The following is a 25,534-nucleotide window of genomic DNA, read 5'->3' as shown; positions in this document are numbered from 1 at the left end:
CTAGTGCTTTCTTACGGCCATATCGGCATCAGTTTCTCCTTTTTCAGGTTCATAACCAAAGTAACTCCAACCGTCAATAACTTGTTCTGGTGATCCTCTACTAATTCCTAACTGCAAACGACCTTCCGATATTAAATCGGCAGATCCAGCATCTTCTACCATGTACAATGGGTTTTCATAACGCATATCGATTACGCCAGTTCCGATCTCGATTTTACTTGTTTTCGCTCCTACTGCCGCAAGCAAAGGAAAAGGCGATGCCAGTTGCTGTGCAAAATGATGTACTCGAAAATAAGCACCATCTATACCTATTTCTTCAGCAGCCACTGCTAAATCAATGGATTGCAACAATGTATCTGCCGCTGTACGAGTTTTATATGACGGATGATTAGCCCAATGCCCAAATGATAAAAATCCTATTTTTTTCATAATGGCTTTATTTTTTTATTCTCTCAAATATACGCATAACTAATAAGAAAAAGAAAACCATGTCTTTTCTAGAAAAGTACATGGTTTTGCTTATCTATAAAATTATCAAAGCAGATAATTTTGCCTTCTAATTTTCTAATTATTGCTTAGGGTCTACGCTTAAAGGAGGAAGATTAACTTTCTTTTCATTCATCATTTTTTCACTTGTTCGATAGTTCTATATCGTTCAATCTGCATTTCACCCGTAAAAGTTTCGCTCTGAGGTGCTCTTGGAGGAATCTGAGCATAAGTTTTCATCAGATCAGCAATAGCTTGATTAAAAATTATTGCAGTCCATGTTTTCTCTGTCCAGCTGTTCATAAACAAATCATAACGTTCTTGTGGATCTTGCCATAAATTATAAATAGCAGGAACTGTCGCTACATAGCTTTCATCTCCTCGCCAACCAAGCTGTTGTCCAGGTGCGTCACTTCCGGCAATAGCACCATTATCTCCTCGGGTATTAAATACTGCTTTGAATTTTCCGATTCGTACAGCACCTGGCGATAATTCGGCTTCTGTAAAATAGAACCATCTATCACGAAGTGGCGTTCCTTTTTTAAACAACACGTTTGACATATCATAACTATCAAAAACCATATCGGCACCAGCTCTGTCTTTTTTAGGAAGTTCCACTCCAGCAAGGCTGGCAAATGTCGCCATAAGATCAAGCCCACCTACAATATCATGGCTTTGGCTTCCTGCTTCAATTTGTCCTGGCCACCAAGCAATTGCAGGTACACGACTACCTCCTTCTCTATCGGTTCCTTTTGTACCTCTAAAAGGAGTATATCCAGAATCAGGATGCACATCTTGCCAAGCACCATTATCTACTGTGTAAATAACAATAGTATTTTCGGCAATACCCAAAGAACGAATCTTATCCATAATTCGGCCTACATTGTAATCCATTTCTACTACAGCATCTGAATATTTGCTTTTACCTGGAGATTTGCCAACAAATTGTTTTGAAGGAAGGTTTGGCTGATGGTTTTTAGCAAAATTGATGCACATAAAAAACGGATCTTTGCTTTTTCCATATTCATCAAGCTGCTTTAAGTTATTTTCTACCATCATCATATCCAGCTCAGCAATATTCTCTTCTGTTACTTTACTTACCTCTCGGGCTTTTCCACCTGCTTCACCTTCAAGTACACCTGTAGTCACTTTTTTGAAAAGTTCTAGCATCTCTGAAGACATCTCCGGATTCCAAGACTGGAAAGCATAAGTATAAGCATTTAAATGATAAAGCACTACATTCTGCATTTTATCAAAACCATGAGCAATCGGCATCGAATAGTCTGCTTCTCCAAGGTGCCATTTTCCAGAAAAGTAGGTTTTATAATTGGCTTTTTTAAGCACCGAAGCCAGAGTCCATTCTTCTTTGGGCAATCCGCCTCCTTGTCCCTGAAAAGCAACGGTAGTCATACCGCTTCGATTCGGAATACGCCCTGTTAGCATCGCAGCTCTTCCTGGTGTACAACTTGGCTGTCCGTAAAAAGACCAAAACTGCATTCCTTCTTTAGCCATTTTGTCCAGATTAGGCGTAGGCATTCCGCGTCCAACTCCTCCGCCGTACACTCCTAAATCTCCCCAGCCAGTATCATCAGAAATTACCATAATAATATTAGGCTTCTTTTTGGTTTGTCCGTTTATGCTTCCCATGACAGTGCAACATAACAGACCTGCAAAAATTAATTTTAAGGCATTTTTTTTCATGGTTTTAAATTTTAATTAAATATGAGTTGTTTAAAATCTTGGCAAAAAAGTGCAGTAAGAAATAGCGTTTTTTACTTCTCAAAGAATTCCAGAATGAGAAACTTTTTTGATAACCTAAATTACTGCTAATAAGAGAGCCGTTTTTTCTAAAGTGGTTGCAAATTATAATATGCAACGAGAATATAAATTTTCTAAATAAACCTTTCTTAAAATTTAATTCTTAAAAACGCTGCTTGATTTATAAATTTTCACCTTATTATATTTTTTCAAGCTTAGGAGAGATTTCTTTAAATTTCTAAAAAAACAAAGACAATTCGAGCAAATATCTTAATTATCAAAATGTTAAGTTGCAAGTTTTCTTGTTCCAAATTATAATTTGGAACATCTCCACCTGTCATTTTATGCAATTATTCTCACTTTATGAAATATTTTTGAATGGCTTAAAAAATTCCTTCCTAAACGCCTCTCCCCATATCTTTTTGTACTCCTCGATTTTCATAATCAATTATTGATACATCTAAACTAAAAACAAATAATTATGGATTGGATTATTACTACATTAAAAGATTATCCCGAACTGGCCATTTTTCTCACCCTGTCACTAGGTTATTTTATCGGAAAATTTAAAATAGGAAGCTTTTCTTTAGGAACGGTTACCAGTGTTTTGCTTGTGGGAGTCTTAGTCGGACAATTAGACATTGTCATTTCTCCCAACGTTAAATCGGTCTTTTTCCTTATGTTTCTTTTCGCTGTTGGATACAGTGTCGGACCCCAATTTTTTGGAGGTTTAAAAAAAGACGGACTGCCTCAAATGCTTTATGCCGCAGTAGTATGCGTTTTATGTTTGATCTGTCCGTATCTAATAGGGAAAATTATGGGCTACGACATGGGATTAACCTCTGGAATGCTTGCAGGCTCTCAAACCATATCTGCGGTAATTGGTGTCGCTTCTGACACTATCAATCAGCTTAGTATTCCTGCCGATCAAAAAGCAGCATTAATCAACAAAATTCCAGTTGCATACGCTGTAACTTATATTTTCGGAACTGCAGGATCTGCTTGGCTATTGGCTTCTATTGGTCCAAAGTTATTAGGCGGTAATTTAGTCGAAAAAGCAAAAGAACTCGAGATTCAGCTTGGAGGCGATGCCATTGGCGATGATCCAAGTATTGCCTCTGCTTATGATCGTGTAATATATAATGCATATCAAATCTCTTCAAACTCGTATGCTAATAACAAAACAGTGGCAGAAGTTGAAAATGAATTGGAAAGAAATAAAAGACGTTTGTTTATACAGCGCATCAGAAGAGGAAAAGAAATTATAGATGCTTCTCCAGAATTTGTAATTCAAGAAAATGATGTTGTTGCACTCGGCGGAAGAAGAGAATACATGATGAATTACGTTGCTGTAAATGAAAAAGAAGTTTTAGATATCGAACTTCTAAATTTTCCAGTAGAAGTATTAAGTGTACTCGTTGTAAAGAAAGAAGTAATAAATAAAACCCTTGCCGATTTACGCCATTTAAAATACATGCATGGTGTTGTCGTGAGATCTTTAAAAAGAGCTGGAATCCAGATGCCCATATTACCCAATACTGTTCTTCAAAAAGGAGATATGATCGAATTAATTGGAATTAAACGAGACGTAGATCAAGTTGCGACACATATTGGCTATCCAGATCGTCCAACAAATTCTACCGATATGGCTTTTGTTGGTTTAGGAATAGTACTGGGAGGATTACTTGGAGCATTAACCGTTAAAGTTGGCGGAGTGCCAATAAGCCTTAGTACAAGTGGTGGTGCCTTAATATCTGGGCTTTTCTTCGGATGGCTAAGAGGTCAGCATCCTACTTTTGGGCGAATTCCAGAGCCTGCCTTGTGGATTATGAATAATGTGGGTTTAAACATATTTATTGCTGTAGTGGGTATTACAGCAGGACCAAGTTTTATAGTAGGTTTTCAAGAAGCTGGCTGGGGACTTTTCATTGCGGGTGCTGCAGCAACAGCCATTCCGCTAATACTCGGACTTCTTATAGGAAGATACATTTTCAAATTCCATCCTATTATTACTTTAGGATGTGCTGCCGGGGCAAGAACAACTACTGCCGCCCTTGGAGCTCTGCAAGATGCCGTAAAAAGCAAAACCCCTGCATTGGGTTATACCGTGACCTATGCCGTTGGTAATACGCTACTCATTATATGGGGTGTCGTCATTATTTTAATCATGAGTTAGTCGAATTTTTTATATAATCTCTAAACATTTTAGTTATGGCAATTGATATTTCAAAAATAAAAACATCAAGAGAGGTAGAAAAAACACTTCAGACCCTCAGCCCATTTGAAATTAAAAATGAATTAATTCATTTGGCAGATGAAAGTGCGCTTAAATCTACAGCGATTACACTTAATGCCGGAAGAGGAAATCCGAACTGGATTGCTACAGTTCCTAGAGAGGCTTTTTTCCTTTTTGGACAATTTGCTCTAGAAGAATGCCGTAATGTTATGGAAGAACAAGGCATTCTAGCAGGAATTGTACAAAACAAAAGCGGAGTGGCTTCTCGTTTTGAAGCTTTTTTATTGAAACATAAAGATACTCCTGCCGCTGCACTTTTAGAAAAAACATATCATTATGGTGTAGACAAACACGATTTTGATGGTGACGCATGGATCCGAGAATGGATAGAAGCTGTAATCGGATTTAACTATCCTGTCCCAGATCGTATGCTAAGTCAGATAGAAATTATTGTTCATGATTATTTGGTACAAGAAATGTGCGGTGCAGGAAACGACAAGGGCAAGTATGATATTTTTGCTGTTGAAGGCGGAACTGCTGCAATGTGTTACATTTTTGATTCGCTTATGCAAAATCACCTTACCGAACGTGGCGATAAAATAGCCTTGCTTACGCCTACTTTTACTCCTTATATCGAAATTCCGGAATTAGAACGATACAAATTTGATGTCGTTTATGTAGAAGCTAGCGGAGTTGGCGAAAACGGATTCCATACTTGGCAATATCCAAATTCTGAATTAGACAAACTAAAAGATCCTGCGGTTAAAGTGGCTTTTGTGGTAAACCCAAGTAATCCGCCATCTTCGGCGATGAGTACTGAGACGCTCAATTATATCGCTGATATAGTAAAAAATCATAACCCAGGTTTGATGGTTATTACAGATGACGTTTATGGAACTTTCGTTAATAATTTCAGATCATTAATGGCTATTATTCCACAAAATACGATCACGGTATATTCATTCTCAAAATATTTTGGCTGTACAGGCTGGAGACTTGGAACGATTGCCATTCATCAAGACAATATTTTCGATAAAAAAATTGCCGATTTAAGTCCAGAACTTAAAAAAGAACTGCACGATCGTTATTCTTCTCTCACATTAGAGCCAGAAAAAATCAAGTTTATTGACAGACTCGTTGCCGATAGCCGACAGGTAGCTTTAAACCACACGGCAGGATTATCGTTACCGCAGCAATTTCAAATGATGCTTTTCTCTGCATTTTGTTTATTGGATACTCAGGATGTTTATAAAACCCTTACACAGTCTATTATTCACAAACGCCTTAGCTTATTATGGGAAGGATTAGAAGTTCCGATTCTAGAAGATCCGATGCGTGCAGGATATTATTCTGAAATCGATATTATGGTGGCGGCAAAACACTTTCACGGGGATGATTTTGCCAATTGGCTGAAAACAAATTTTGAACCCGTTGATGTATTGTTCCGCTTGGCAGAAAAAACAGCAATCGTACTTTTAAACGGTGGCGGTTTTGCAGGACCTGAATGGAGTATCAGAGTCTCTCTTGCTAATCTTCCAACGGATAGTTATCTGATACTTGGAAAAAATATCCGTAAAATTTTATTGGAATATGTAACCAGCTGGGAAAACTCAACAAAATAATAGAAGCTTAAATTAAAAATATTAAACCTATGAAAAATTTATTTACTTTATTATTGTCCGTTTTATTGGTAACAGGTATTTATGCCCAAAAATTACCTAGAATTAAGATACTTGCAACTGGAGGAACAATTGCCGGACAAGGCGCATCTGCAGATCGCTCTGCTTATACTGCAGGACAATTGCCTATAAAAGATTTAATCGCAGCGGTTCCAGGAATTGATAAAGTTGCCGAAATTTCTGGAGAACAGATTTCAAACGTAGGGAGTCAGGACATGACTGTCGAGATTTGGATTAAGCTGAATAAAAGAATCAACGAAATTTATAAAAATAATGAAGCCGATGGCATCGTAATCACTCACGGAACCGATACGCAGGAAGAAACAGCTTATTTTTTATCGTTGACGGTACGATCTGATAAACCCGTAATCGTTACCGGATCTATGCGTCCAGCAACAGCCATAAGCGCAGACGGTCCAAAGAATTTATACGATGCCGTAACTTTAGCAGCGTCTAAACAAGCAGCACACAGCGGTGTTTTACTGGTATTTAATGAATATATCTTTACGGGAAGAAATGCCGTAAAAACGAGCACTACTCACTTAAATGCTTTTACAGCACCAAACAGCGGTCCAATCGGACAGGTTTATGACGGAAAAGTTTCTCTTTACGAAAATCCGATAAGAAAAACCAATAAAAATACTCCTTTTGATATTACAGGCTTAACCACTTTACCAGAAGTAGCTGTTGTCGAATTATATGCTGATGCGCCGGCAACTGCCATAAATGCGTATGTAGCTTCTGGAGTAAAAGGAATTGTAACTGGCGGTTTAGGCAACGGAAATCTAAACAAAGTAAACTCTGATGCTGCGGCTAGCGCTATTAAAAAAGGAATTGCCGTTGCAAGAGCTTCTAGAGTACCGTCTGGAAGAGTTACTTTATTTGACGAAACCGATGATCAAAAACTTGGTACTATAGTCGCAGATGATTTAATTCCGCAAAAAGCGAGGATTCTATTAATGTTGGGACTTACCCAAACTACAGACAGTAAAAAACTCCAAGAATACTTCTTTGAGTATTAAACCATTTGATATTGTAAACTATGCGTATCTTAACTTCAATAATTTTGAGTGTTTTTCTGGCCGCTGGTGCCTATGCCCAGCAGGAAAAACAGACTGATACCGTTCTCAATCATAAAACTCCCCTAATAAAAGCAACCAAAGTTGATTTGCTCAATAATGTCGATTTAATTTTCAATACTCAGGTTGGTTTTAACAGCTATATTGAAGACGGAAAATATACTAGCAGTAAATTTGAAGTGAACCAATTTAGATTGGAAGTAAAAGGGAAAGTGTATAAGGATAAAGTATTTTTTAGGTTTAGAGACCGATATACTAAAGAGACTGAACCACAATCTACAGACAATATCAGCAGTTCTACAGACTTGGCTTTTATTGGGTATAATATATCCAACAGGACAAGTATTGCCATTGGAAAAATGACCGCAAACTGGGGTGGTTATGAGTTTGACATGAATCCAATTGACATTTATCAGTACAATGATATTGTCGATAATTCAGATAACTTTTTAACTGGAGTTCAGTTAAACTGGGAACTCAATAAGGATCATGTTTTTTCTGCTCAGATTTTAAATTCTCGAACTAAAACTTTTCCTGAACTCTATCAAAATGTGCCAAATGTCGAAGAAGCAAAATTCCCTGCTGCCTATGTTGGAAACTGGAACGGTAGTTTTTTAGATGGAAAATTTAAAACGATTTACAGTTTCAGTATTTTTCAGGAAGCTTCAAAAAATGGACACCCCGTAAATATGTATTATACGGCATTAGGAAATCAGTTTCGAACCAAAAAATGGCTTTTTCAATATGATTTCAAATGGAGCAGCGAAGATCTGGATCGAACAGGAGTTGTGACTTCTTTAATTCCAGACACGGTTTTAGATCATGCGGCAGAAAATGTATATTATATCGAACATTGGCTGAGAACTGTATATTCATTGAATGAAAACTGGAAAATTTCGGCAATTGGAATGGTTAGCACGGCTTCATGGAAAGATATACCCGATCCAAATATCAGTTCTAGCCGAATCCGTACCGCATGGGGCGTTATTCCGACAGTAGAATTTTATCCAATTAAAAACTTTAATTTAAAGTTCTTTGCTACTTATGTCGCTCGTTTTTATGAGTACAGCGATTATTCAAAAACAAGTTTAGGGCAATCTAATAGCACCACTGGAAGAATTATGATTGGTATAATTTCGCCTCTAGTTGTATTATAAAATTTTAAATAATTAACTCCATTAGAAATGCTGGAATAAATCGAGTTTTACGATTTATTCCAGCATTTCTAATTTGTTCTCTCGCAGATTAGGCAGATTTAAGAATAATTTAAAATGCTTTAAGTTAAGCTTCTTTTCGAATAGCCTCCAGCTTCAGCTGGAGGTATTTAACAATCTCAAGAATAAGGCTTTAGCCAAATCGCTATTTTTGGCTAAAGCCATTATGATTCTCTTTATTTAAACTTTAGCTAAAGCTGGAGCCAATTCAAATTAATAACTGGTTTATAAACATTTCACCCGTGTCCCCGTGGTTGAAACCACGGGCTATGTTTAAATATATGCATAATGATTAGGCAACACGCATAACTCATCCCGCATCCCCGTGGTTAAAACCACGGGCTATATTTGAATATATGCTGCGTAATGATTAGGCATAACTCACAACTCTTAATCCTTTAATCTTAATTCTTTAATCTTTATTCTTTATTCTCTCCTCATCAAATATTTTAAACGAATAAAACAAATCGTACTATAAAAAGCAAAAAGCAGAATAAGATGCAATAAAACAGACGGATTATCCCATAAACTGGCACCCGATTGTACAATGGAGGTATACAAAACAATAAAAGGCGTTGTAGGTAAAAGATTAGACAGCCACTGCAATGCTAGCGGAAGCGATTCAAAAGGCCAGCTGTATCCTGTAATCAAGAAAATCGGATAAGTTGAGAAAGCCATCATCTGCAAACAAAGCAATTGTGATTGGAACAAAGAACCAATAAACTGCGCCATCGGAATTAAAGTAACAATAAACAAAAGCAGCAATAAGCTTAATTCAAATCCGCTGCCTCGCATGGGTAAATTAAGTAGTTTATAATTTACATTTAAAAAGAAAAAGCCGTACGAAGCAAATAGTATCAGATAAAACAATCCTTTGCCCCAAATACCATTAGAAATGCCCGAACCAAGCCATTCTCCTAAACGAGAACGCTGCCGCTCGCCTGCTACACTTTCGCATAAGCCAATTAATAAGGTCTGCTGTAGAATTAAGGCCAACAATCCTGGCAATAAAAATGCGCCATAACTGGATCTTTCGTTAAATAGAGGACGATAATCTAAATTTACAGGCATCACATTTTCCATAGCAATAGTAGTGCTCATGCCTTCTTTTTTCTGATAATATTGAAGACGTACTCCTGCTCCAACTGTCAGGCATATATGCTGTACATTTAACAACAAATCACTCGATGGCAGAAATCTTGCAGCATTGATTGCCAATACTACATTGCTTTGTTTTAAACTCAGCAAATTGGCTTCTGTTCCTTCTGGAATATAAAAATATCCCTGACAATTGCCTTGATACATCTGCTCCTTTGCCTGTTCCAAATTCGAAAAATGAATTAGTTCTACAATTGGAGAATCATCTATATTCTGCTGCAGCAAACGTGATAATCTCGAGCCATCATCATCTACGACCGCTAATTTTACATCAAATTCTTCTTTATTGATATAAATACTTCCATAAAAAAAAGCATAAAGCAAAGGAGCGATAAGAAGCGTCAGCAGCAAACTATGATCCTTTACTACTTGCGAAGCTTCTCTCAAAAAGAGATTAATCAGCGATTGATGCGGTTTCTTTTTCATCTTTAATCGAATTAAATTGACGTTTAAACAACAACATCGCAGTAGGATACATGACCAAGCAAAACAGCAAGAGTTTGGCGAATTCGCCTTGAGCATATTTTAAAGGCAAATTCATATAATACACCTTAAAAAATCCGTCTAAAAAAGCGGTATAAGGCATAATAAGCGCATAATACTGATCGTACCAAGGCATTGCCCATCTCGGAAAAGTAAATCCGCTGAACACAAAAGCGGGCGAAGTATAAAAAAGAGCCACATCTCCCGAAAGCATTACATCTTTAAACAAAGCCGATATAAACATTCCGATACCAATGCATGCCAAAGAAAGCATGGTGTATAGTACAAAAAACTTCCCTGTGGCTACGGGAACCCCGATATCGAAAAAAGTAAAAATAATTCCCGTAATAATGAGAAAATTAATCCAACTGATGGCTAAATGAGCTATTGTTTTTCCAACAATTACTCTGAGAACAGAACCATTTGATGAATCGTACAGTTCGTGCATCGTTCCTGTAATCCATTCATAATTTAAAGCCAGCATAGAACTGATAATTAGAATCATCTGCATTCCGACTGTTATTAATCCCGGAACCAAATATTCCTGATAATTGTAAGTTGGATTATAAAGCTGATAGGTTCTCAGACTGATCGGATTTGCAATCGCCATGGCCTGATCAGATTTCATTCCAGTTTTTACCAATTTCTGTAAAATTACGCCTGTACTTCCTGTAATTACAACTTCGGCAACAGCCTTATAAACTAACTTAGCAGGAACAAGCGCGGCGGCATTGGTGTACAAAGTAACATTACTCGGATGACGGCTGTAGATGTTCTTTTGCAGATTGGCAGGAAAATGTACGGCGCCCAGTATTTTCCCTTCTTGAATCAGTTTTTTAACTTCGGCTTCGCTGCTTACTCTTCTCGTAATCTGCAAGGTTTCTTTCTGTTCTAATAAAAAAATCAGCTCTCTGCTTATAGCGCTTTGATCTTCATCCCAAATCGCAAATGCTAAGTTCTTGGCATCTTGTTTTTGGTAAATAAGAGCATAGAAGAAAAACAAAGCGACAGGAACTATAAGCATTACCAAATAAAATACCTTTAGACTTAGAATGCGCTTCCATTCCCTAATCATTATGTTCAGCATCAAAATCATTGAGGAAGAATTAAAGAAGCAGTCATACCAGAACGAAGTCCTTTAATTTGTGTAAGGTTTTCGGGTTTCACTTCTATTGTAAAAGTTCTAAGTTCAAATTCTCCTTTATCTTTTGACGGAACCCAATTGGCAAATTCTAATGTAGGCGCAATAGAATGCACAACGGCATCAAAGGTTTCAGGTTCGCAACCTGGAACTTTAACCGCTGTCTTGCGCCCAACTTTTAGCAGATTTGATTTATCCTGTCTGATATTAAACTTAATTATAGTAGAGTTTTTCTTCTCTATGGTCATAATCGGATATCCTATAGAAATAATTTCGCCCTGATGCGTAACCAAGTTAGAAATTACGCCATCTGCTGGCGCATAAACTCTAGTATTATCTCCAAGCGCTTTAGTCAGTTCATAAGCTTGTTCTGCTTGTTTTACGATAGCATTTGCAGTTTTTAGTAATTCTGGTCGAGTTCCGTTTTTTAGCATCTGAAGATTTAACTGAGCGGTTTCCATTTCCTTTTTAGCCGCTTGAAACTTAAAATAGAAAACATCTTTTTCCTGTCCTGATATTACATCTTCATTATACAATCGTTCCATGCGATCATAAGTCGTGCTAAACAATTTATATTGTTCCTGACTGATCTGATAGAGTTTAGAAGTCGCTTCTATCAACTCTGGTCTTGCTCCTTGTGTAAGCAGTTCCTGCTGACCTTTTGCTGCATCAATTGCCGATAATGCCTGCGCTTTTATGGCGTTTATTTCGTTAGATCGAAGTACAGCCAGCAATTGTCCTGTTTTTACAGTATCGCCCTGTTTTACAAGCAACGAATCCAATCTACCTGGGAATTCGGCCGCAACGTCAACACTTGTTGCATCAACCATTCCTATAAAATTATCGTCTTCTTTGTTATTGTCTTTTAAGAAAAAAATCAGTCCTGCTATTACTACAAAGATTGGAATGATCAGCGCCCAGTAGTTTTTAAATATATCTTTCATCTATTTAATAAATTGCGTTATTTGACTTGGATTTCCTAAACTATTAAAATATTCAGCTAATGCCAGATAGTATCCTAAAACAGCGGTATAATACCCTTTTTCTATCTCTGTTTCTACCAGCAAAGCATCATTAACGTCTTTTGGCGATGATAGCTGATTATTCATTCTTTTGGTAATTAAACTGCTGGTTGTATTGGCTTCTTTTCTCGCCGCATCCATAGCCATAACATCATTTTGCAGCGAACTCATTTTATTCTTTGCCACTCTCGACTGCACCTGAAGCATTAAACTAGAATTTTCCTCTCCTAACTTGGCTTCTTCTATTAATTGTTTTGCAGCTAAAGTTTTTTTGCTAGTCTGTCCGTTATACAAAGTCCATTGCAATTCCAGTCCTACAAACCAATCTGGAATAGAAACCGGTAAATCTTTCTGATATAAATTGTAATTTCCAATGGCAAAAACATTCGGCAAAGCCAATGATTTACTGATTTTTTCAGCAGTTTCTGCATAAGAGATTTTATTGCTTGCGATTCTATAAACCGGATTTGTAAGCCAATAATCTTTCATAGGTTTTTCTAGATTGATTTCGGTATATCGTAAAGTGTCAGAAATCACTATTGTGGTGTCAAGATCAACTCCCATTAATTTATTCAGTTCAAGATGGGCATTTTGTTTATCCATCTTAATATTGTTATACTGACTCTGCGCCTGAATTAAAACCACATTCGTCCAGTTTTGTTGGTACGGAGGCAATATTTTATTTTTGACCAATTCTTCGGCGTAAATTTTATTTTTATCTAAAGCATTTACAATCTGTTCCTGCTTTTTAATTAAAGAGTTGAGGTATAATATTCTGAGGTATTGCACAACAATTAAAAAATCAACTTCTTTACCTGCTATCTCAACACCAATTCCTGCTGAATTGGCTACTGATTGAGCTAGATCTATGCTCGAATTTATTTTATTTCCAAGAAAAATAGGCTGACGAACTCCTACTCCTGCAATAAAATAAGACTGCTTGCTTAAACTAGGATTATAATCGGGATAAATACCTCCAATAACCGTTTTTGATGCATTATAAATACGATCCTGTGCTGCCTGCGATAAGTTATTTCCAGTAATTTCATGATAAATTTCGTTTGCCGTATTCACACTTTGCTGTGATGAACCCTCAACAACTCCGTCTTTAACGGTCTGCAGATTTATCGTAAGCGGATTACTCAAATAAGAATAACTCGATAAAAGATCTACTTTAGGCAAGTAGCCTTTCTTTTCGGCCTGAAGATTATATTCGCCTGTCTTTAATGCAGATTTTGCTTGTTTTATGGTAATATTATTTTGCTGTGCTATAGAAAAACATTCTTCCAGAGAAGTGGTCTGCGCTTTTGTTTCCAGACCGAACAAAAAGCAAAACAAGATAAATGGCTTTAGAAAATTTAGTTTTATGTGCATCTATATAATATTCTTATAAATTGAAATTACTTTTAACTAGCGACTTCTTTGCTGTCTAATTAAAAACAGCAGGATAAAATAGAAATGAGATAAAAACTTATTATTCAGATAAATTCTGAAATGGTTTAAATTTATTTAGAATATACTGCTTACGAAAATTTGGGTACTTAACCTAAACAGCGAAAAAAGTATACCAGCAAAAATCATATATATACCGATATACCAACTAGTTAAAGATAAAGATTTTATTTTATAAGTGCTATTTTAATTTACGGAAAATCAGCATAATGCAATCTCCTTATCTAAAACCATTTTTTACATCGCTCCTCTGGAGCTTTTTTGTAGATGCGAAATAGATTCTTCTATAAATATTTTGCTCCTGTGGAGCATTTAAACACAGTTCTTAATAATTTTGCTTTTATAACGTCATTCCCCACTGGCACATTTCTTGAAAATAATTATCATTATTAACTGATTTAAAACTATTTATCATGAAAGTTACTTACTACGGGCATTCGTGTTTTTCTGTTTATGCTGGCGGAAAACACCTTCTTTTTGATCCTTTTATTACACCAAATGAGTTAGCAAAAGAAGTTGATGTAGATGCTATAAAGGCAGATTACATTTTTATCTCTCATGCGCATTATGACCATATTCTCGATGTCGAGCGAATTGCCAAAAATACGGGCGCAAAAGTGCTCGGAAATTTTGAAATCTATAATTGGCTACTGAAAAACGGAATCGAAAATGCACATCCCATTAATCCAGGAGGAAAGTTTGATTTTGATTTCGGAACCGTAAAATGTGTGATAGCCCAGCATCCTAGCAGTTTTATATACGGCTCTTACGGCGGAATTGCGTGTGGTTTTGTGCTTTCAACCACAGATGGAAATTTCTATTACAGCGGCGATACGGCTCTAACTTTAGACATGCAGCTTATTCCGAAATTTACCAAACTTGACTTTGCTGTTTTCCCTATTGGCGACGGACTTACTATGGGAATTGAAGAAGCTATTGAAGCCGCAAAACTCGTTGGGGTAAACAAAATATTAGGTGTTCATTACGATACTTTTGGATTTATTGTAATGGACAGATCAAAAAGCTTTAGAGGAGTTTAACAAAGCTTCTTTTCAATTATTCTTACCTAAAATAAACACAACTATCGAGATTTAAATTGGTTATTTTTCTTTGCTATATTTCGCTAAAATGTGGGTTTTAGCGAAATATCATTTTATAAAAAAGAACACAGAAAACAACACCAAATTTTTTTCATAAAAAAAAGGAATAGCTGCTGACACTATTCCTTTTGCATATAATGAAGTTTTGCTGATGAACTTCAAATTATATGTATTCCACAAAATTAATGATATATTGCGCGGTAAGTTCCGGATATTGATGTTGAGGTTCCGTGCCCTGTTGCGGCATAAACAATCATTTGAGCATTTGTCATTTGATTGATAATCGGATACCAATTGTCTACGGCAAAACTGATATCATGATCTCCAGAAATAATTAGAATGGGAGTTTTGGTCTTTTTCAGCTGTTCTCTAAAGTTTAAAGCATCTTCTCTAAAAGTATCTCCTCCGCCAAAATATAATTGAAAAACATCCATTGTAGAAGGAATTTTATCTACGGCTATCTTTTTATGAATTCTATCGTGCGAAGCTTTTGCTGCCAAACGGCTTGATTCTGATTTTGGCTCAAAAAACAGCACAATTTCATCATCAAAGTCATTTAAAGGTTTGAGTGCGGCATCAAAAAACGCTTGCTCAATAGGAACTTTGTTTTCTCCCGGCGGATTTGTTCCTACCAAAACGGCATGCGTTACCAAATTAGGATAAAGCAAAGTTGCCGTCTGTGCCACCAACCCACCATAAGACCATCCTAAAACAACAACCGAATCTAATTTTAAGGCATCTGCCAAATCTTTTACATCTTTGGCTACAACGGTAATGTCTGGAGCGAGACTTCCTGTAGAAGAGCCAATTCCAGAATAATCAAATACGATAACGTTGAACTTTTCTGCCATCGATGCCACAAACAACGGATCCCAAGTATCTAGTGTTCCTCTAAAACGGTTCACAAAAATTACAGCTTTTCCTTTGCCGTACGAACGATAAGCAATTTTACGATCGCCTAAATCGGCAAAACGTGTCTCTGCGTCATAAATTTTTTCCATAATTATAAGTTAAAGATTGAAATCAATATTCGTTTTCATCAAGTAGACAAAGATTAAACCAAAACGCAGAACACTAACAATAAAGCATTTAACGATTATTCGTATACTAAAGAATTATGATATTTCAAGAATCCAATCTTCTTTTTAACGATATATAATAATTCCTAAATCTGTTTTACAAACAATGCTTTTAGAATCAATACTTTATAAAAAAGGCATTCCTTTTGTTTTTTGTAAATGAAATAGTACTCTTTTCAAAACATTAATCTAACAGCTTCGATATGATGTATTTATCTACTAAAAAAACGATTATGTTTATTACTGGAACATTCATCAGCCATGCTTGCTGGAAAGAATGGATTGTTTTTTTTGAAAATGAAGGCTATAAAACGGTTGCTCCGCCTTGGCTTTACAAAAACGAATTGGCAGTCGATTTGAGACAAAACCATTCAGAGTCCAAAATTGCTTTAATCCGTTTAGATAACTTATTGGATTATTATACTGAAATCATTGACAAGCTTCCTGAAAAACCAATTTTGATAGGCCATTCCTATGGCGGACTTCTAACGCAGTTACTTCTTCAAAAAGAATTGGGATCGCACGGAATCTGCATCAATTCTATTCCGCCTGGCAATCTTATGCATTTTAATTTTTCGTTTTATAAAGCAATTTGGAATCTTTCCGATGGTCTTAGTTCAATAAATAAGACCTTTTTAATGCCTTTTAAGACATGGCAATACTATTTTGCGAACCAAATGCCGTTTGACAAGCAAAAAGAAGCTTACGAAGCTCTATTGATTCCCGAATCTAAATCAGTTATACGAAACATTTATTCCAAATCAGCTAAGATTGATTTCAAGAAAAAACACAATCCGCTTTTGTTTGTAGCGGGTTCACAAGATGCTTTTGTTCCTGCTTCTTTAAATAATTTAAACTTTAAAAAATATAAAAACCTTCATTCTATCACTTGTTACAAAGAATTTCAAGATGGCAATCATTTGAGTATAAATCAAGAAAACTGGCAGACTACAGCTGAGTTTATCGCCAATTGGCTAAAGAAAATTTCTTAATGGATTGCGGATTTTTTTTGTGTTCCCGTGGTGGAAACAACGGGCTATATCTTTAAACATGACTAAAAAACGGAATCAATAAATCTGCTAAATAATCCCTTTCTTTATTTCCAATTTTTTAATCTTAGAATTTAAAGTCGACGGATGAATGTCTAAAATTTCGGCAGCGCCACCCGCTCCAGAAATTTTTCCGTTGCATTTTTTAAGGATATATAAAATATAATCTCGTTCATTTTCTAATATCGTTTTTATTGAAAATGATTCTTGTACTGGTTCAGGATGAATTTTGGAAGACATAGAAAGTTCAATTTCTTTAATCGTATTTCCTTCTGTCAGCAAAATGGCGCGTTGCATTACATGTTCTAGTTCTCTAATGTTTCCTGGCCAATTGTAATTTAGAATCTGCTGCAAAGCAAAATCGGAAAGAATGGGCGCTTTTCTGCCCATTTTCTCACTATAAACTGCTATAAAATGATTGGCTAAATCTGGAATGTCTTCTTTTCTCTTTTTTAGCGGCGGAACCATAATCGGAAAAACATGCAAACGATAGTACAAATCCATTCTAAATCGTCCTGCTGCCACTTCTTCTTCCAAATTTTTATTGGTTGCAGCAATAATCCTAACATCTATTTTCATTGACGAAGTGCCGCCCACACGCTCAATTTCTCTTTCTTGCAGAACACGAAGCAGTTTTACCTGCAATTCGAGAGACATCTCTCCTATTTCGTCTAAAAAAATAGTTCCCCCATCTGCCAATTCAAATTTACCGATACGTCTGTCCAAAGCGCCTGTAAAAGCTCCTTTTTCATGTCCAAAAAGTAATGATTCGGCAAGATTTTCAGGAATAGCACCGCAATTAATTATAACCAAAGGTTTGTCTTTTCTCGGAGATAAAGCATGTATGCTTTGCGCAATTTTTTCTTTTCCTGTTCCGCTTTCTCCTAAAACCAAAACCGAAGTGTCTGAAGGCGAAACCTTTCGAATATAATTAAAAAACCGTACTCATTTGCGAACTATTGCCAATAATGCCTTCAAAGTCTTCTTGTGGCTTTACAGGAGAAATTGTGCTTTTGACTTCCGTTTTTTTAATAGGCAGATTTAAATCTTCTTTCGAATAAATTTTAGCAATAAATTGATGAAAAAGTGTTTCGAGCGACTCCAATAATCGTAAGTGTTCTTGAGAATAAACAGTAAGATTACGACTGTAAAAAGTAAAATGATAGCTCTGGATCGAGGCAATAGAAAGTGGAAAAACCAAATAAGATTTGATCCCAAAATTATGTGCAATTAAAGCTTTAATTGGCGCTTCTTGTAGGTTGTTAATCAAGGTTTCTTCGCTATAAATTATAGGTTTCTTGTCTACTTTTGATTTCCTGTAGGTTTCATTGATTTCCTTTTCAGATAATACCGCTATTTGCGAAAGTTTCTGCAAATTGATGATTTGATATTGCTCTAAATTTCTGCGCACAATTCCGATGTTATCATAATGTGTCGAGGTGACAAAACCGGTTTCCAAATAATCAAAAGGAATAAAAGTTTGAGCCACTTTTGCAAATGCCAATAACGCCTCTTCTTTCTTCAGGTTTGAATTTATAATTTCTGTAATTGCGGCCTGAAGCTGAAACTGCTGCATTAGCTGACTTTCTAGGCTATACTGCTGACGATAAAATGCAATTTCAAGAGTCGTTAGCACATCTTGATCTCGAAAAGGTTTTACGATAAACCCATAAGGATGAGTAGTTTTGGCTTTATCTAATACAGTTTTACTTGAATTGGCAGAAATAAATATGAAGCCAATATATTTCTCTTTAAGAATATGCGCCAACTCAATACCATTTCGGCTTCCTTTGAGCATAATATCCAAGAAGACCAAATCTGGTTTTTCAATTTCAATTTGCTCTAAAGCCTGTTCTACCGACCGCGCGATTCCGATCACTTCATAATTTGCTTTCTCGAGAATTAACTGTAAATCGTGAGCTTCAATAAATTGATCTTCTACAATTAAAATTCGTTTTTTCAAACTAGCAGCAACAGTTTCATGTCCGTTATCGGGAGAGTTTTTCATAAGTGAGTATTTTTTATCTTATCTTGCACTTAATTTATTGATACAAAAATAGTTAATTATCGTAATTAAAATTAGTCGTTTTCAAATTACAGGCCGTTCCGCTTGGGCTTATTTTAAACGAAGCGATTACCAATTCAATAAAATACGCTTTTCCAGACAACAGGACAGGAATGATCTATGTAACGCTCCAAGCGACAACCGAAGACAAATACCTGCTGACCATTGCCGATAACGGAGTGGGCTTTGATGCAAACATCAGCAACAAAAAAATCAATTCGTTTGGCTTAAGCCTAATAAGAGGTCTTAGCGATGATTTGGATGCGGCTTTTTCTATGGAAAACAATAACGGAACAATACTTAAAATAGAATTCTCTAAAGAGTTTCCAATCAATGAAAAAAGAAGATAGTATAAAAAACAAAACCTAATTTCTTTTGTAGCGAAATCTCACGAATCGAAATGGGTTTAGCGAAATATAGCGCTTTTAATCTCCATAAAAAGCGCTAAAACCGTATTATTAAAGCTTTTATTGCCATGGCATGTAAATTGGTTTTCTAGAGAAGTTAACCCTTAAAAACCAATTTATTATGAAAAAATCAATATTGCTAATCATCATTTTATTTCTAAATTTTAGCGCTGCAAAAGCCTGCGACAAATGCAGTTCCTACAATAACAGTGATTTTAAAATAAAATCGGCCACAATAACTCATAAAGCAGATTTAGGCCTTACGGTTTGGGACATTAAAGTAGAAGGAACTGCAGGAAAAACAATGCCCAAACCAGTTGGTCAATTAAATGGTGCGCCAGTTTTGGCCTATGTTTTTCCGACTACTTTAAAATCTTCTGATATTGGTTTCGGTCAAGCCGAAGGAATAGTAGCACTTGCACTTACTTCTCATCCCGATTTTGAAGACACTCCGCTTTGGGATGAAAATCTTGATGGAAATTATCTAAATGATGGTTTAATCTGGCATGCACACTGGGTTTTGTTAGTGGAAGACAAACGTGTTGCCGGCGGACTTTCGGTTAGAGAATTTACAAAAGGAGATCCAAATGTGGTTCTTCCTCCAACAAATCCTGGAATGGCAATGTATATGGATAGTCCTGGTTTTAATATCGTGGCTAAAGGAAATTCTATAAAAGTAATCGTACCCGATTTTAGAATCAACAACAAAACCAATTTTAAGTTTGATGCTGTAAGCTGCTATATGGAAGTTAGCACAGGAGCTGGCGGTTCGCATGATTCTGAAGGTTCTAAGCCAATGCTCGGGGTATACAAAGTTTATACTGTTGCCAGCGGAAATCTTTCATTGCCTTATTCTGTAAAATAAAACATAATTCTAAAGCTTAAACACAATGAAAAAATCAATTCTCTTAAAAATGATCTTTATCCCTTATATTATTCTAAACACTTTAACAACAAAAGGTTATGCGCAAGGCGATTATGCTACAGATCCGCATTTGACTCCAGCCGTAAAAGCCTTTTTAAAACCTCTAAATTCTGGAGGAGCTCCATTAGAATCGCTTCCGGTTGCAGACGCCCGAAATGTATTGGTCGGCGCTCAAAATGCTTTTAAAGTTGATTTGTCTGGAATTGAAGAATCGGAAAAAGAAATTACAGCCGACGGTTACAAAATCAAATTGAATATTGTTCGTCCCGCTGGCGCAAAAGGAAAACTGCCTGTTTTTATGTTCATTCATGGCGGCGGTTGGGTACTGGGCGATTATCATACGCACAAAAGAATGGTTAGAGATTTAACCGTTTTAACGGGTTATGTGGGCGTTTTTGTCAATTATTCTCTCGCTCCAGAACACAAATATCCTCAGCCTGTAAACGAGGTTTATGCAGCTGCAAAATGGATTGCTGCGCATGGAAGCGAAATCAATGTGGATGGAAGTAAATTAGGAATCGTAGGCAACAGTGCAGGTGGAAATCTCGCTACAGCGAGTGCTTTGATGGCGAAAGAAAAAGGAACGCCGCTCTATAAAGTGCAGATTCTTTTCTGGCCTGTAACCGATGCCAATTTTGAAACAGAATCGTATAAACTATATGGCAAACAGCGCTTTCTGACCGATTCTTTAATGAAATGGATGTGGGATCAATACGTAGATCCTTCCAAAAGAAAAGAAATATACGCTTCGCCACTGCAAGCCAATTTATCTCAGCTGAAAGGCCTGCCTCCAACTTTGATTCAGGTTGCCGAAAATGATATTTTGAGAGATGAAGGAGAAGCTTACGGACGTAAATTGAGTGATGCTGGAGTTGTCGTTACAACTGTTCGTTACAACGACGTCATTCACGATTTCGGATTATTGAATGGTTTAGCTGAAATTCCGCAGACAAAAGCACTTTTTATTCAAGCCGCAGCAGAACTTAAAAAGTATTTGAAGTAAGACTAATTCTTGAACAAAACAAACATAACAACCTGTAATTAAATATTTTACAATAAAATAAATTTGTAAATTTAATTCTCAAAAACAATAAAAAGAAGTCGTTATGCTTGTACAAGAAAAAACTGGATTGATTGTAATTGATTTTCAAGGAAAATTGGCCGAATGGTGCACAACAGCGAAAAGCTGACCGCTAATTTGGAAAAACTTATCCGAGGTTGTCAATTACTTTCAATTCCGATAATTTGGGCCGAACAAAACCCAAAAGGACTTGGCGCAACGATACCTGAATTAGAAAAGCTTTTTCAGGATCAGAAGCCAATTGAGAAGTTTTCTTTCAATGCTTTGGATAATGAAACCTTTAAACAGGCGATTATAGATTCTGGCAGAAAGCAATGGCTAATCTGCGGTATAGAAGCTCATATCTGTGTGTATCAAACGGCAATAGGATTATTGGCCTATAATTTTGAAGTCGAAGTTGTAGCCAATTGTATTTCTTCCAGATCAGAGGAAAGCATTGAAATTGCTTTGCAAAAACTGCAGCACAAAGGAGCTTCAGTAACCAATGTTGAAATGTGCCTTTATGAACTTGTAAAAGATTCGAGACGGGAAATTTTTAAAGAAATTCTAACATTAATCAAATAAAAGAATCATGTCAAAATCGAAAAATATTGTACTCATTCATGGAAATTTTGTGAACGACAAAACGTGGACAGAATGGAAAAAGTACTATGAACAAAAAGGATATACGGTTTATACTCCCGCAAATCCAGGACACGAAGGAGTTCCTGCCGAATTGAGAGCAAGAGTCCATCCTGATCTTACCAAAACTGGATTTATAGATATTGTTACGGCTATCAGCAAATTAATAGACACTTTACCCGAAAAGCCTTTGGTAATTGGACATTCTATGGCTGGTATGGCCACCTTAAAACTGGTTGAATTAGGTAAAGCAGCGGCTGGAGTAAGCATTGATGGAGCGCCTCCAAAAAATGTGTTTCCGCCATTTCAAACCTTAAAAACAGTAATACCGGCTTTTGGTTTTTTCTCTACAAGCAAATATTTTATGGGAAGCAGAAAATGGTATGATTATGCTTTTTTTAATACCATTCCGGAATCGCAAAAAAGCATTGCTTTTGAGAAATTCGCAGTGCCTGAAAGTTATAAAGTGAGTAGAGAATTGGTTTTGAATTCTTTCTCCAATATCAATTTCAAAAAACCGCACGAACCTATTTTGTTTATTGGCGGTGGAAACGACCATATCTTCCCTCCTAGTTTAACGGAAACAATTGCAAGCCGATATAAGGAAAATACAGGTCGTGTTGATCTAAAAATATTTGATGGCAAAAGCCACTTTATTTGCGGAGAACCGGGTTGGGAAAGTGTTGCCGATTATATCTTAAATTGGTATGAATCGTTATAGAAATTATATATTTCAACTTTAAAAAATATATTAAAATGCTAGATCTTTTGGATTTAGCATTTTTAATTTTCTTTCAAACCATCATTCCGATTAAGATTGCTGCTCCTTTTTTATTTCTTCAATTCCGCTTCTATAGCTTGTTACTGCAAAATCCGGAAAACGCTTTCTAAATTTTGAATCATCAAAAACATTGGCATGCTCATATCTTGGAAGCAATTCCTGGAGTTCTTTTGCTTGTTTACTGAAAAACGCTCCAATGGTAAAAACAAACTTTGGAATAACTTTATATTTTAGTTCTCTCCCATATATTTCAGAAGCTAAGGCAATGAATTCTTTATAATTAAGATGGCTTTCATCTACTGGCAAATGCCACGTCTGCCCAAAAGCATCTGGTGTATTGCCTATTAAAGCTGTGGCACGGCTTGCGTCTGGTGTCCAAATTAGGCTTCTTTTTTTAGAGTCTTTCAAAGGCACTTTTAGTTTTTTATTTTCTTTAATAGCCTTAAAGATTAAAGTATTGGTAATGCTTTGCGTTTTGGCAGGTTGCCATAAAATTCAGGCGCACGACAGATTACGGCTTCCAATTGTCCCGTTTTTATTTCGCTTAGCACCATTTCCGTCATTTGTTTTCTAATTTCTCCCTTTCTGCCGACAGGTTCAAAAGCCGTTTCTTCGGTAAGCACTCTGCTGTCTTGCGGATACATATAGGTATTATCAAAAAAGACCAATTTCGTTTTATTGATTTTACAAGCTTCAATAACATTTCTTAAAATCAGCACAAACTGTTTTTCCCATAAATCAGTATCCATTGGAAGTCCTAATGTAAAATAGGCTATTTCACTGCCTTTGACGGCTTCTATTGCATTTTCTTTAATGGTTAAATCTGCCGAAAAAACGGTATCTGTATCATTTACTTTTTGTGCTTTACGGCTTACAATTCGTATATCTGAGGTATAATTTCTTTTTAGTTCTCTGGCCAATTCTTCTCCAATCTGTCCGTTGGCTCCTAATATAGTTTGCATACTGCTTAACTTTTTAAATTGCTTTATTTTTTCTAACACTTGTATTTACTGCAGAAATTGCAACAAGTCTCATAAACTCTAACTCATTTATATTCTACTTTATTGCTACTTTAAAACCTATAAATCAGTTAATTTATTTCTAAATTACAACAAAAAAACATACCATTTTTGCCGTCTTTCTTATTAGTAAAATCAAAGAAAGTTTTGTTACTGAATTCTATAACTTTTTTGCTTTTTTAAATTGAACTATGTAGAAATGCGAAAGCAAAAGCCCTGTATCATTTAAGATACAGGGCTTTTTTTTAACTCAAAAAAACAACAACATTTTTTATTTTACATCAAACCATAATTTGGTTGTCAATAAATCTTTTCCTTGTTCCGCTACAGCTGCTTGGTAACTAGCACCGTTTAGTGATTGTTCTGTACCCGGATAGAAAAGACGAGAAGGAACTTTTCCGTCCAAAACAGTAGCAGGACCAGCTGTAAGAACTGGATAATCCAATCTTCTCCATTCTGTAAAAGCATCTAAACCTTGTCCGAAGAAAGAAATCCATTTTTGTGTACCAATAGATTTAGCATAATTTGACGCATCATATTTCACACTTGCTTGATCTAAATAAGTTGAAATCGTAGTCGCATTCGTAATTCCAAACTGATTCAAAGATGCTGTAATAGCATTTTTGTAATACTGTTCTGCATCTCCCGAAATATATCCGCGGGCTGCTGCTTCTGCAAGATTAAACAATGTTTCCGAATAAGAAGCAATTATCGCAGGAGAAGCCGATGTTAAGAAATAAGTTCCTGGTTTTGATGTTTTAGCAAAACCTTGGCTATTGGCATCACTATTTGATAAGCCGTTTGCACCTCCAACATATTTCCCTACAGTTGCATCTGAAGGCAATTGTGCAAAAACAGGCAAACGTGGATCAGACAATGCATACAATTGATCGACCATAGTTTTTGAAATACGGAAATCATCTCTAGTTTCAAACCAAGCCGAAGCTGGATTTTGCTGTGGCGAACTTGTATAAACAAATTGGAAGGTTTCTGCATTACTGCCAATTAATCCTCCTGCGTCGCTTGTAGCGTCTATAGCAGCTTGTTTTGCCAAACCTGGTTCTTTGTCTGAAATTCTCAGCGCAATACGCAAACGAAGTGAGTTTACCAGTTTTTTCCATTTCAAAATATCGCCTTTGTAAGCCAAATCACCCGTAACAGAACCATTTGCTGGATTTAACAAAGATTGCGCTTGTTTTAAATCGTCAAGCAATCCTGTATATACTTCTTTTTGTGTGTTATATGCAGGCGTTACATTTTGACCCGCTTCTTTGTACGGAATGCTTCCGTAAGCATCTGTCAGCAATAAAAATGTCCATGAACGCAACGTTAAGGCGATACCTTTATAGTTAGAGTTTGCCTGAGCATCGGGAAATTTTAAAATCGTATTCAAATCTGTAATTAGAGTCGAATATCCCTTATCCCACAATGTCGTGAAAGAAGCATTAGAAACATCGTAACGATCTGGTTCTGTATATTGAATTTTAGCCCAATGCTGCACAAATAGTAAAGTCGAGTTAAAGTTATTTGCATCTCCCCAGTACAAATCGGCACTTTGCTTTAAAGTACCAGTTAAAAGATATGGTGCAAGCGGGGTTTCAGTTGCATTTGGATTTTTATTAATATCGTCCAAAGTATCACTGCAAGAGCTCAGTGTCAATGCAAACAGTATTGTATATGATAGTTTTTTTAGCATGAT

The 25,534-nt window shown here is 36.2% G+C and carries 20 protein-coding genes and 2 pseudogenes; 11 read left to right on the top strand and 11 right to left on the bottom strand.

The annotated features are described in order from the left end of the window. Positions 1-429: an LLM class flavin-dependent oxidoreductase gene (locus ACPWTF_RS24135; RefSeq protein ID WP_427873640.1), complete on the bottom strand. Its 429-nt coding sequence runs from the start codon at positions 427-429 to the stop codon at positions 1-3. Positions 430-621: 192 nt separating this feature from the next. Beyond that, on the bottom strand, positions 622-2,187 hold the full coding sequence (locus ACPWTF_RS24130; protein WP_427873639.1) for an arylsulfatase: 1,566 nt from the start codon (positions 2,185-2,187) through the stop codon (positions 622-624). 538 nt (positions 2,188-2,725) lie between these two features. Here ACPWTF_RS24130 and aspT point away from each other — a divergent pair. From aspT to ACPWTF_RS24110, 4 genes are read left to right on the top strand one after another with little or no spacing between them, the layout of a single operon-like run. Next, positions 2,726-4,420: an aspartate-alanine antiporter gene (gene aspT / locus ACPWTF_RS24125; RefSeq protein WP_427873638.1), complete on the top strand. Its 1,695-nt coding sequence runs from the start codon at positions 2,726-2,728 to the stop codon at positions 4,418-4,420. A gap of 35 nt (positions 4,421-4,455) precedes the next feature. Next, positions 4,456-6,102 carry an aspartate 4-decarboxylase gene (aspD, locus tag ACPWTF_RS24120; protein WP_427873637.1) on the top strand — a complete coding sequence of 549 codons (1,647 nt, stop codon included), beginning with the start codon at positions 4,456-4,458 and terminating at the stop codon, positions 6,100-6,102. 29 nt (positions 6,103-6,131) lie between these two features. Further along, positions 6,132-7,181, top strand: coding sequence for a type II asparaginase (locus tag ACPWTF_RS24115; RefSeq protein ID WP_427873636.1), 1,050 nt, complete (start codon positions 6,132-6,134; stop codon positions 7,179-7,181). 44 nt (positions 7,182-7,225) lie between these two features. Continuing rightward, complete coding sequence (locus tag ACPWTF_RS24110; protein WP_427873635.1) at positions 7,226-8,395, top strand: porin; 1,170 nt, start codon at positions 7,226-7,228, stop codon at positions 8,393-8,395. 483 nt (positions 8,396-8,878) lie between these two features. Here ACPWTF_RS24110 and ACPWTF_RS24105 read toward each other — a convergent pair whose 3' ends face one another. The 4 genes from ACPWTF_RS24105 to ACPWTF_RS24090 form a co-directional block, all read right to left on the bottom strand. After that, positions 8,879-10,036 carry an ABC transporter permease gene (locus ACPWTF_RS24105; RefSeq protein WP_427873634.1) on the bottom strand — a complete coding sequence of 386 codons (1,158 nt, stop codon included), beginning with the start codon at positions 10,034-10,036 and terminating at the stop codon, positions 8,879-8,881. Then, positions 10,005-11,123 (bottom strand): ABC transporter permease, encoded by a 1,119-nt coding sequence (locus ACPWTF_RS24100; RefSeq protein ID WP_427873633.1) that lies wholly within the window; start codon positions 11,121-11,123, stop codon positions 10,005-10,007. Before ACPWTF_RS24100 ends, ACPWTF_RS24105 begins: the two co-directional genes overlap by 32 nt. A gap of 62 nt (positions 11,124-11,185) precedes the next feature. Further along, on the bottom strand, positions 11,186-12,178 hold the full coding sequence (locus ACPWTF_RS24095; protein WP_427873632.1) for an HlyD family secretion protein: 993 nt from the start codon (positions 12,176-12,178) through the stop codon (positions 11,186-11,188). After that, entirely contained in the window at positions 12,179-13,630 is a 1,452-nt protein-coding gene (locus tag ACPWTF_RS24090; RefSeq protein WP_427873631.1) for a TolC family protein, read from the bottom strand. It abuts the gene before it with no gap. Positions 13,631-14,121: 491 nt separating this feature from the next. Between ACPWTF_RS24090 and ACPWTF_RS24085 the strand changes: the two genes are divergently transcribed. Beyond that, positions 14,122-14,748, top strand: coding sequence for a metal-dependent hydrolase (locus ACPWTF_RS24085; protein WP_427873630.1), 627 nt, complete (start codon positions 14,122-14,124; stop codon positions 14,746-14,748). A gap of 242 nt (positions 14,749-14,990) precedes the next feature. Here the strand turns inward: ACPWTF_RS24085 and ACPWTF_RS24080 are convergent, their stop codons facing one another. After that, positions 14,991-15,809 (bottom strand): alpha/beta fold hydrolase, encoded by an 819-nt coding sequence (locus tag ACPWTF_RS24080; protein WP_427873629.1) that lies wholly within the window; start codon positions 15,807-15,809, stop codon positions 14,991-14,993. 281 nt (positions 15,810-16,090) lie between these two features. On the opposite strand from ACPWTF_RS24080, the gene ACPWTF_RS24075 reads away from it, so the two are divergent. Then, on the top strand, positions 16,091-16,879 hold the full coding sequence (locus ACPWTF_RS24075) for an alpha/beta fold hydrolase (RefSeq protein WP_427873628.1): 789 nt from the start codon (positions 16,091-16,093) through the stop codon (positions 16,877-16,879). Positions 16,880-16,966: 87 nt separating this feature from the next. On the opposite strand, the gene ACPWTF_RS24070 is transcribed toward ACPWTF_RS24075, so the two are convergent. Both ACPWTF_RS24070 and ACPWTF_RS24065 read right to left on the bottom strand, forming a co-directional pair. Further along, positions 16,967-17,863: a sigma-54 interaction domain-containing protein gene (locus ACPWTF_RS24070; protein ID WP_427875785.1), complete on the bottom strand. Its 897-nt coding sequence runs from the start codon at positions 17,861-17,863 to the stop codon at positions 16,967-16,969. 4 nt (positions 17,864-17,867) lie between these two features. Further along, positions 17,868-18,944 (bottom strand): response regulator, encoded by a 1,077-nt coding sequence (locus ACPWTF_RS24065; RefSeq protein WP_427873627.1) that lies wholly within the window; start codon positions 18,942-18,944, stop codon positions 17,868-17,870. A gap of 107 nt (positions 18,945-19,051) precedes the next feature. Here ACPWTF_RS24065 and ACPWTF_RS24060 point away from each other — a divergent pair. From ACPWTF_RS24060 to ACPWTF_RS24040, 5 genes and pseudogenes are all read left to right on the top strand, one after another. Next, positions 19,052-19,351, top strand: a pseudogene (locus tag ACPWTF_RS24060) (sensor histidine kinase); the annotation flags it as partial. Between the two features lie 178 nt (positions 19,352-19,529). Continuing rightward, on the top strand, positions 19,530-20,273 hold the full coding sequence (locus ACPWTF_RS24055) for a hypothetical protein (RefSeq protein WP_427873626.1): 744 nt from the start codon (positions 19,530-19,532) through the stop codon (positions 20,271-20,273). A 25-nt stretch (positions 20,274-20,298) separates the two neighbouring features. After that, positions 20,299-21,336 carry an alpha/beta hydrolase gene (locus tag ACPWTF_RS24050; RefSeq protein ID WP_427873625.1) on the top strand — a complete coding sequence of 346 codons (1,038 nt, stop codon included), beginning with the start codon at positions 20,299-20,301 and terminating at the stop codon, positions 21,334-21,336. Positions 21,337-21,498: 162 nt separating this feature from the next. Next, positions 21,499-21,978 (top strand): hydrolase, encoded by a 480-nt coding sequence (locus ACPWTF_RS24045; RefSeq protein WP_427873624.1) that lies wholly within the window; start codon positions 21,499-21,501, stop codon positions 21,976-21,978. A 7-nt stretch (positions 21,979-21,985) separates the two neighbouring features. After that, positions 21,986-22,756, top strand: a complete 771-nt coding sequence (locus ACPWTF_RS24040; protein WP_427873623.1) for an alpha/beta hydrolase — start codon at positions 21,986-21,988, stop codon at positions 22,754-22,756. Between the two features lie 90 nt (positions 22,757-22,846). Here ACPWTF_RS24040 and ACPWTF_RS24035 read toward each other — a convergent pair. Together ACPWTF_RS24035 and ACPWTF_RS24030 are read right to left on the bottom strand one after the other, a co-directional pair. Continuing rightward, a pseudogene (locus tag ACPWTF_RS24035) lies at positions 22,847-23,778 on the bottom strand (NAD-dependent epimerase/dehydratase family protein). Between the two features lie 328 nt (positions 23,779-24,106). Continuing rightward, positions 24,107-25,531, bottom strand: coding sequence for a SusD/RagB family nutrient-binding outer membrane lipoprotein (locus ACPWTF_RS24030; protein ID WP_427873622.1), 1,425 nt, complete (start codon positions 25,529-25,531; stop codon positions 24,107-24,109). Positions 25,532-25,534 lie beyond the last annotated feature (3 nt).

Source organism: Flavobacterium sp. MMS24-S5, from assembly GCF_050320125.1.
Lineage (GTDB): Bacteria > Bacteroidota > Bacteroidia > Flavobacteriales > Flavobacteriaceae > Flavobacterium > Flavobacterium tyrosinilyticum.
Note: the sequence above shows the minus strand (reverse complement) of the source record. Positions and strands in the feature narration are given on the sequence as shown.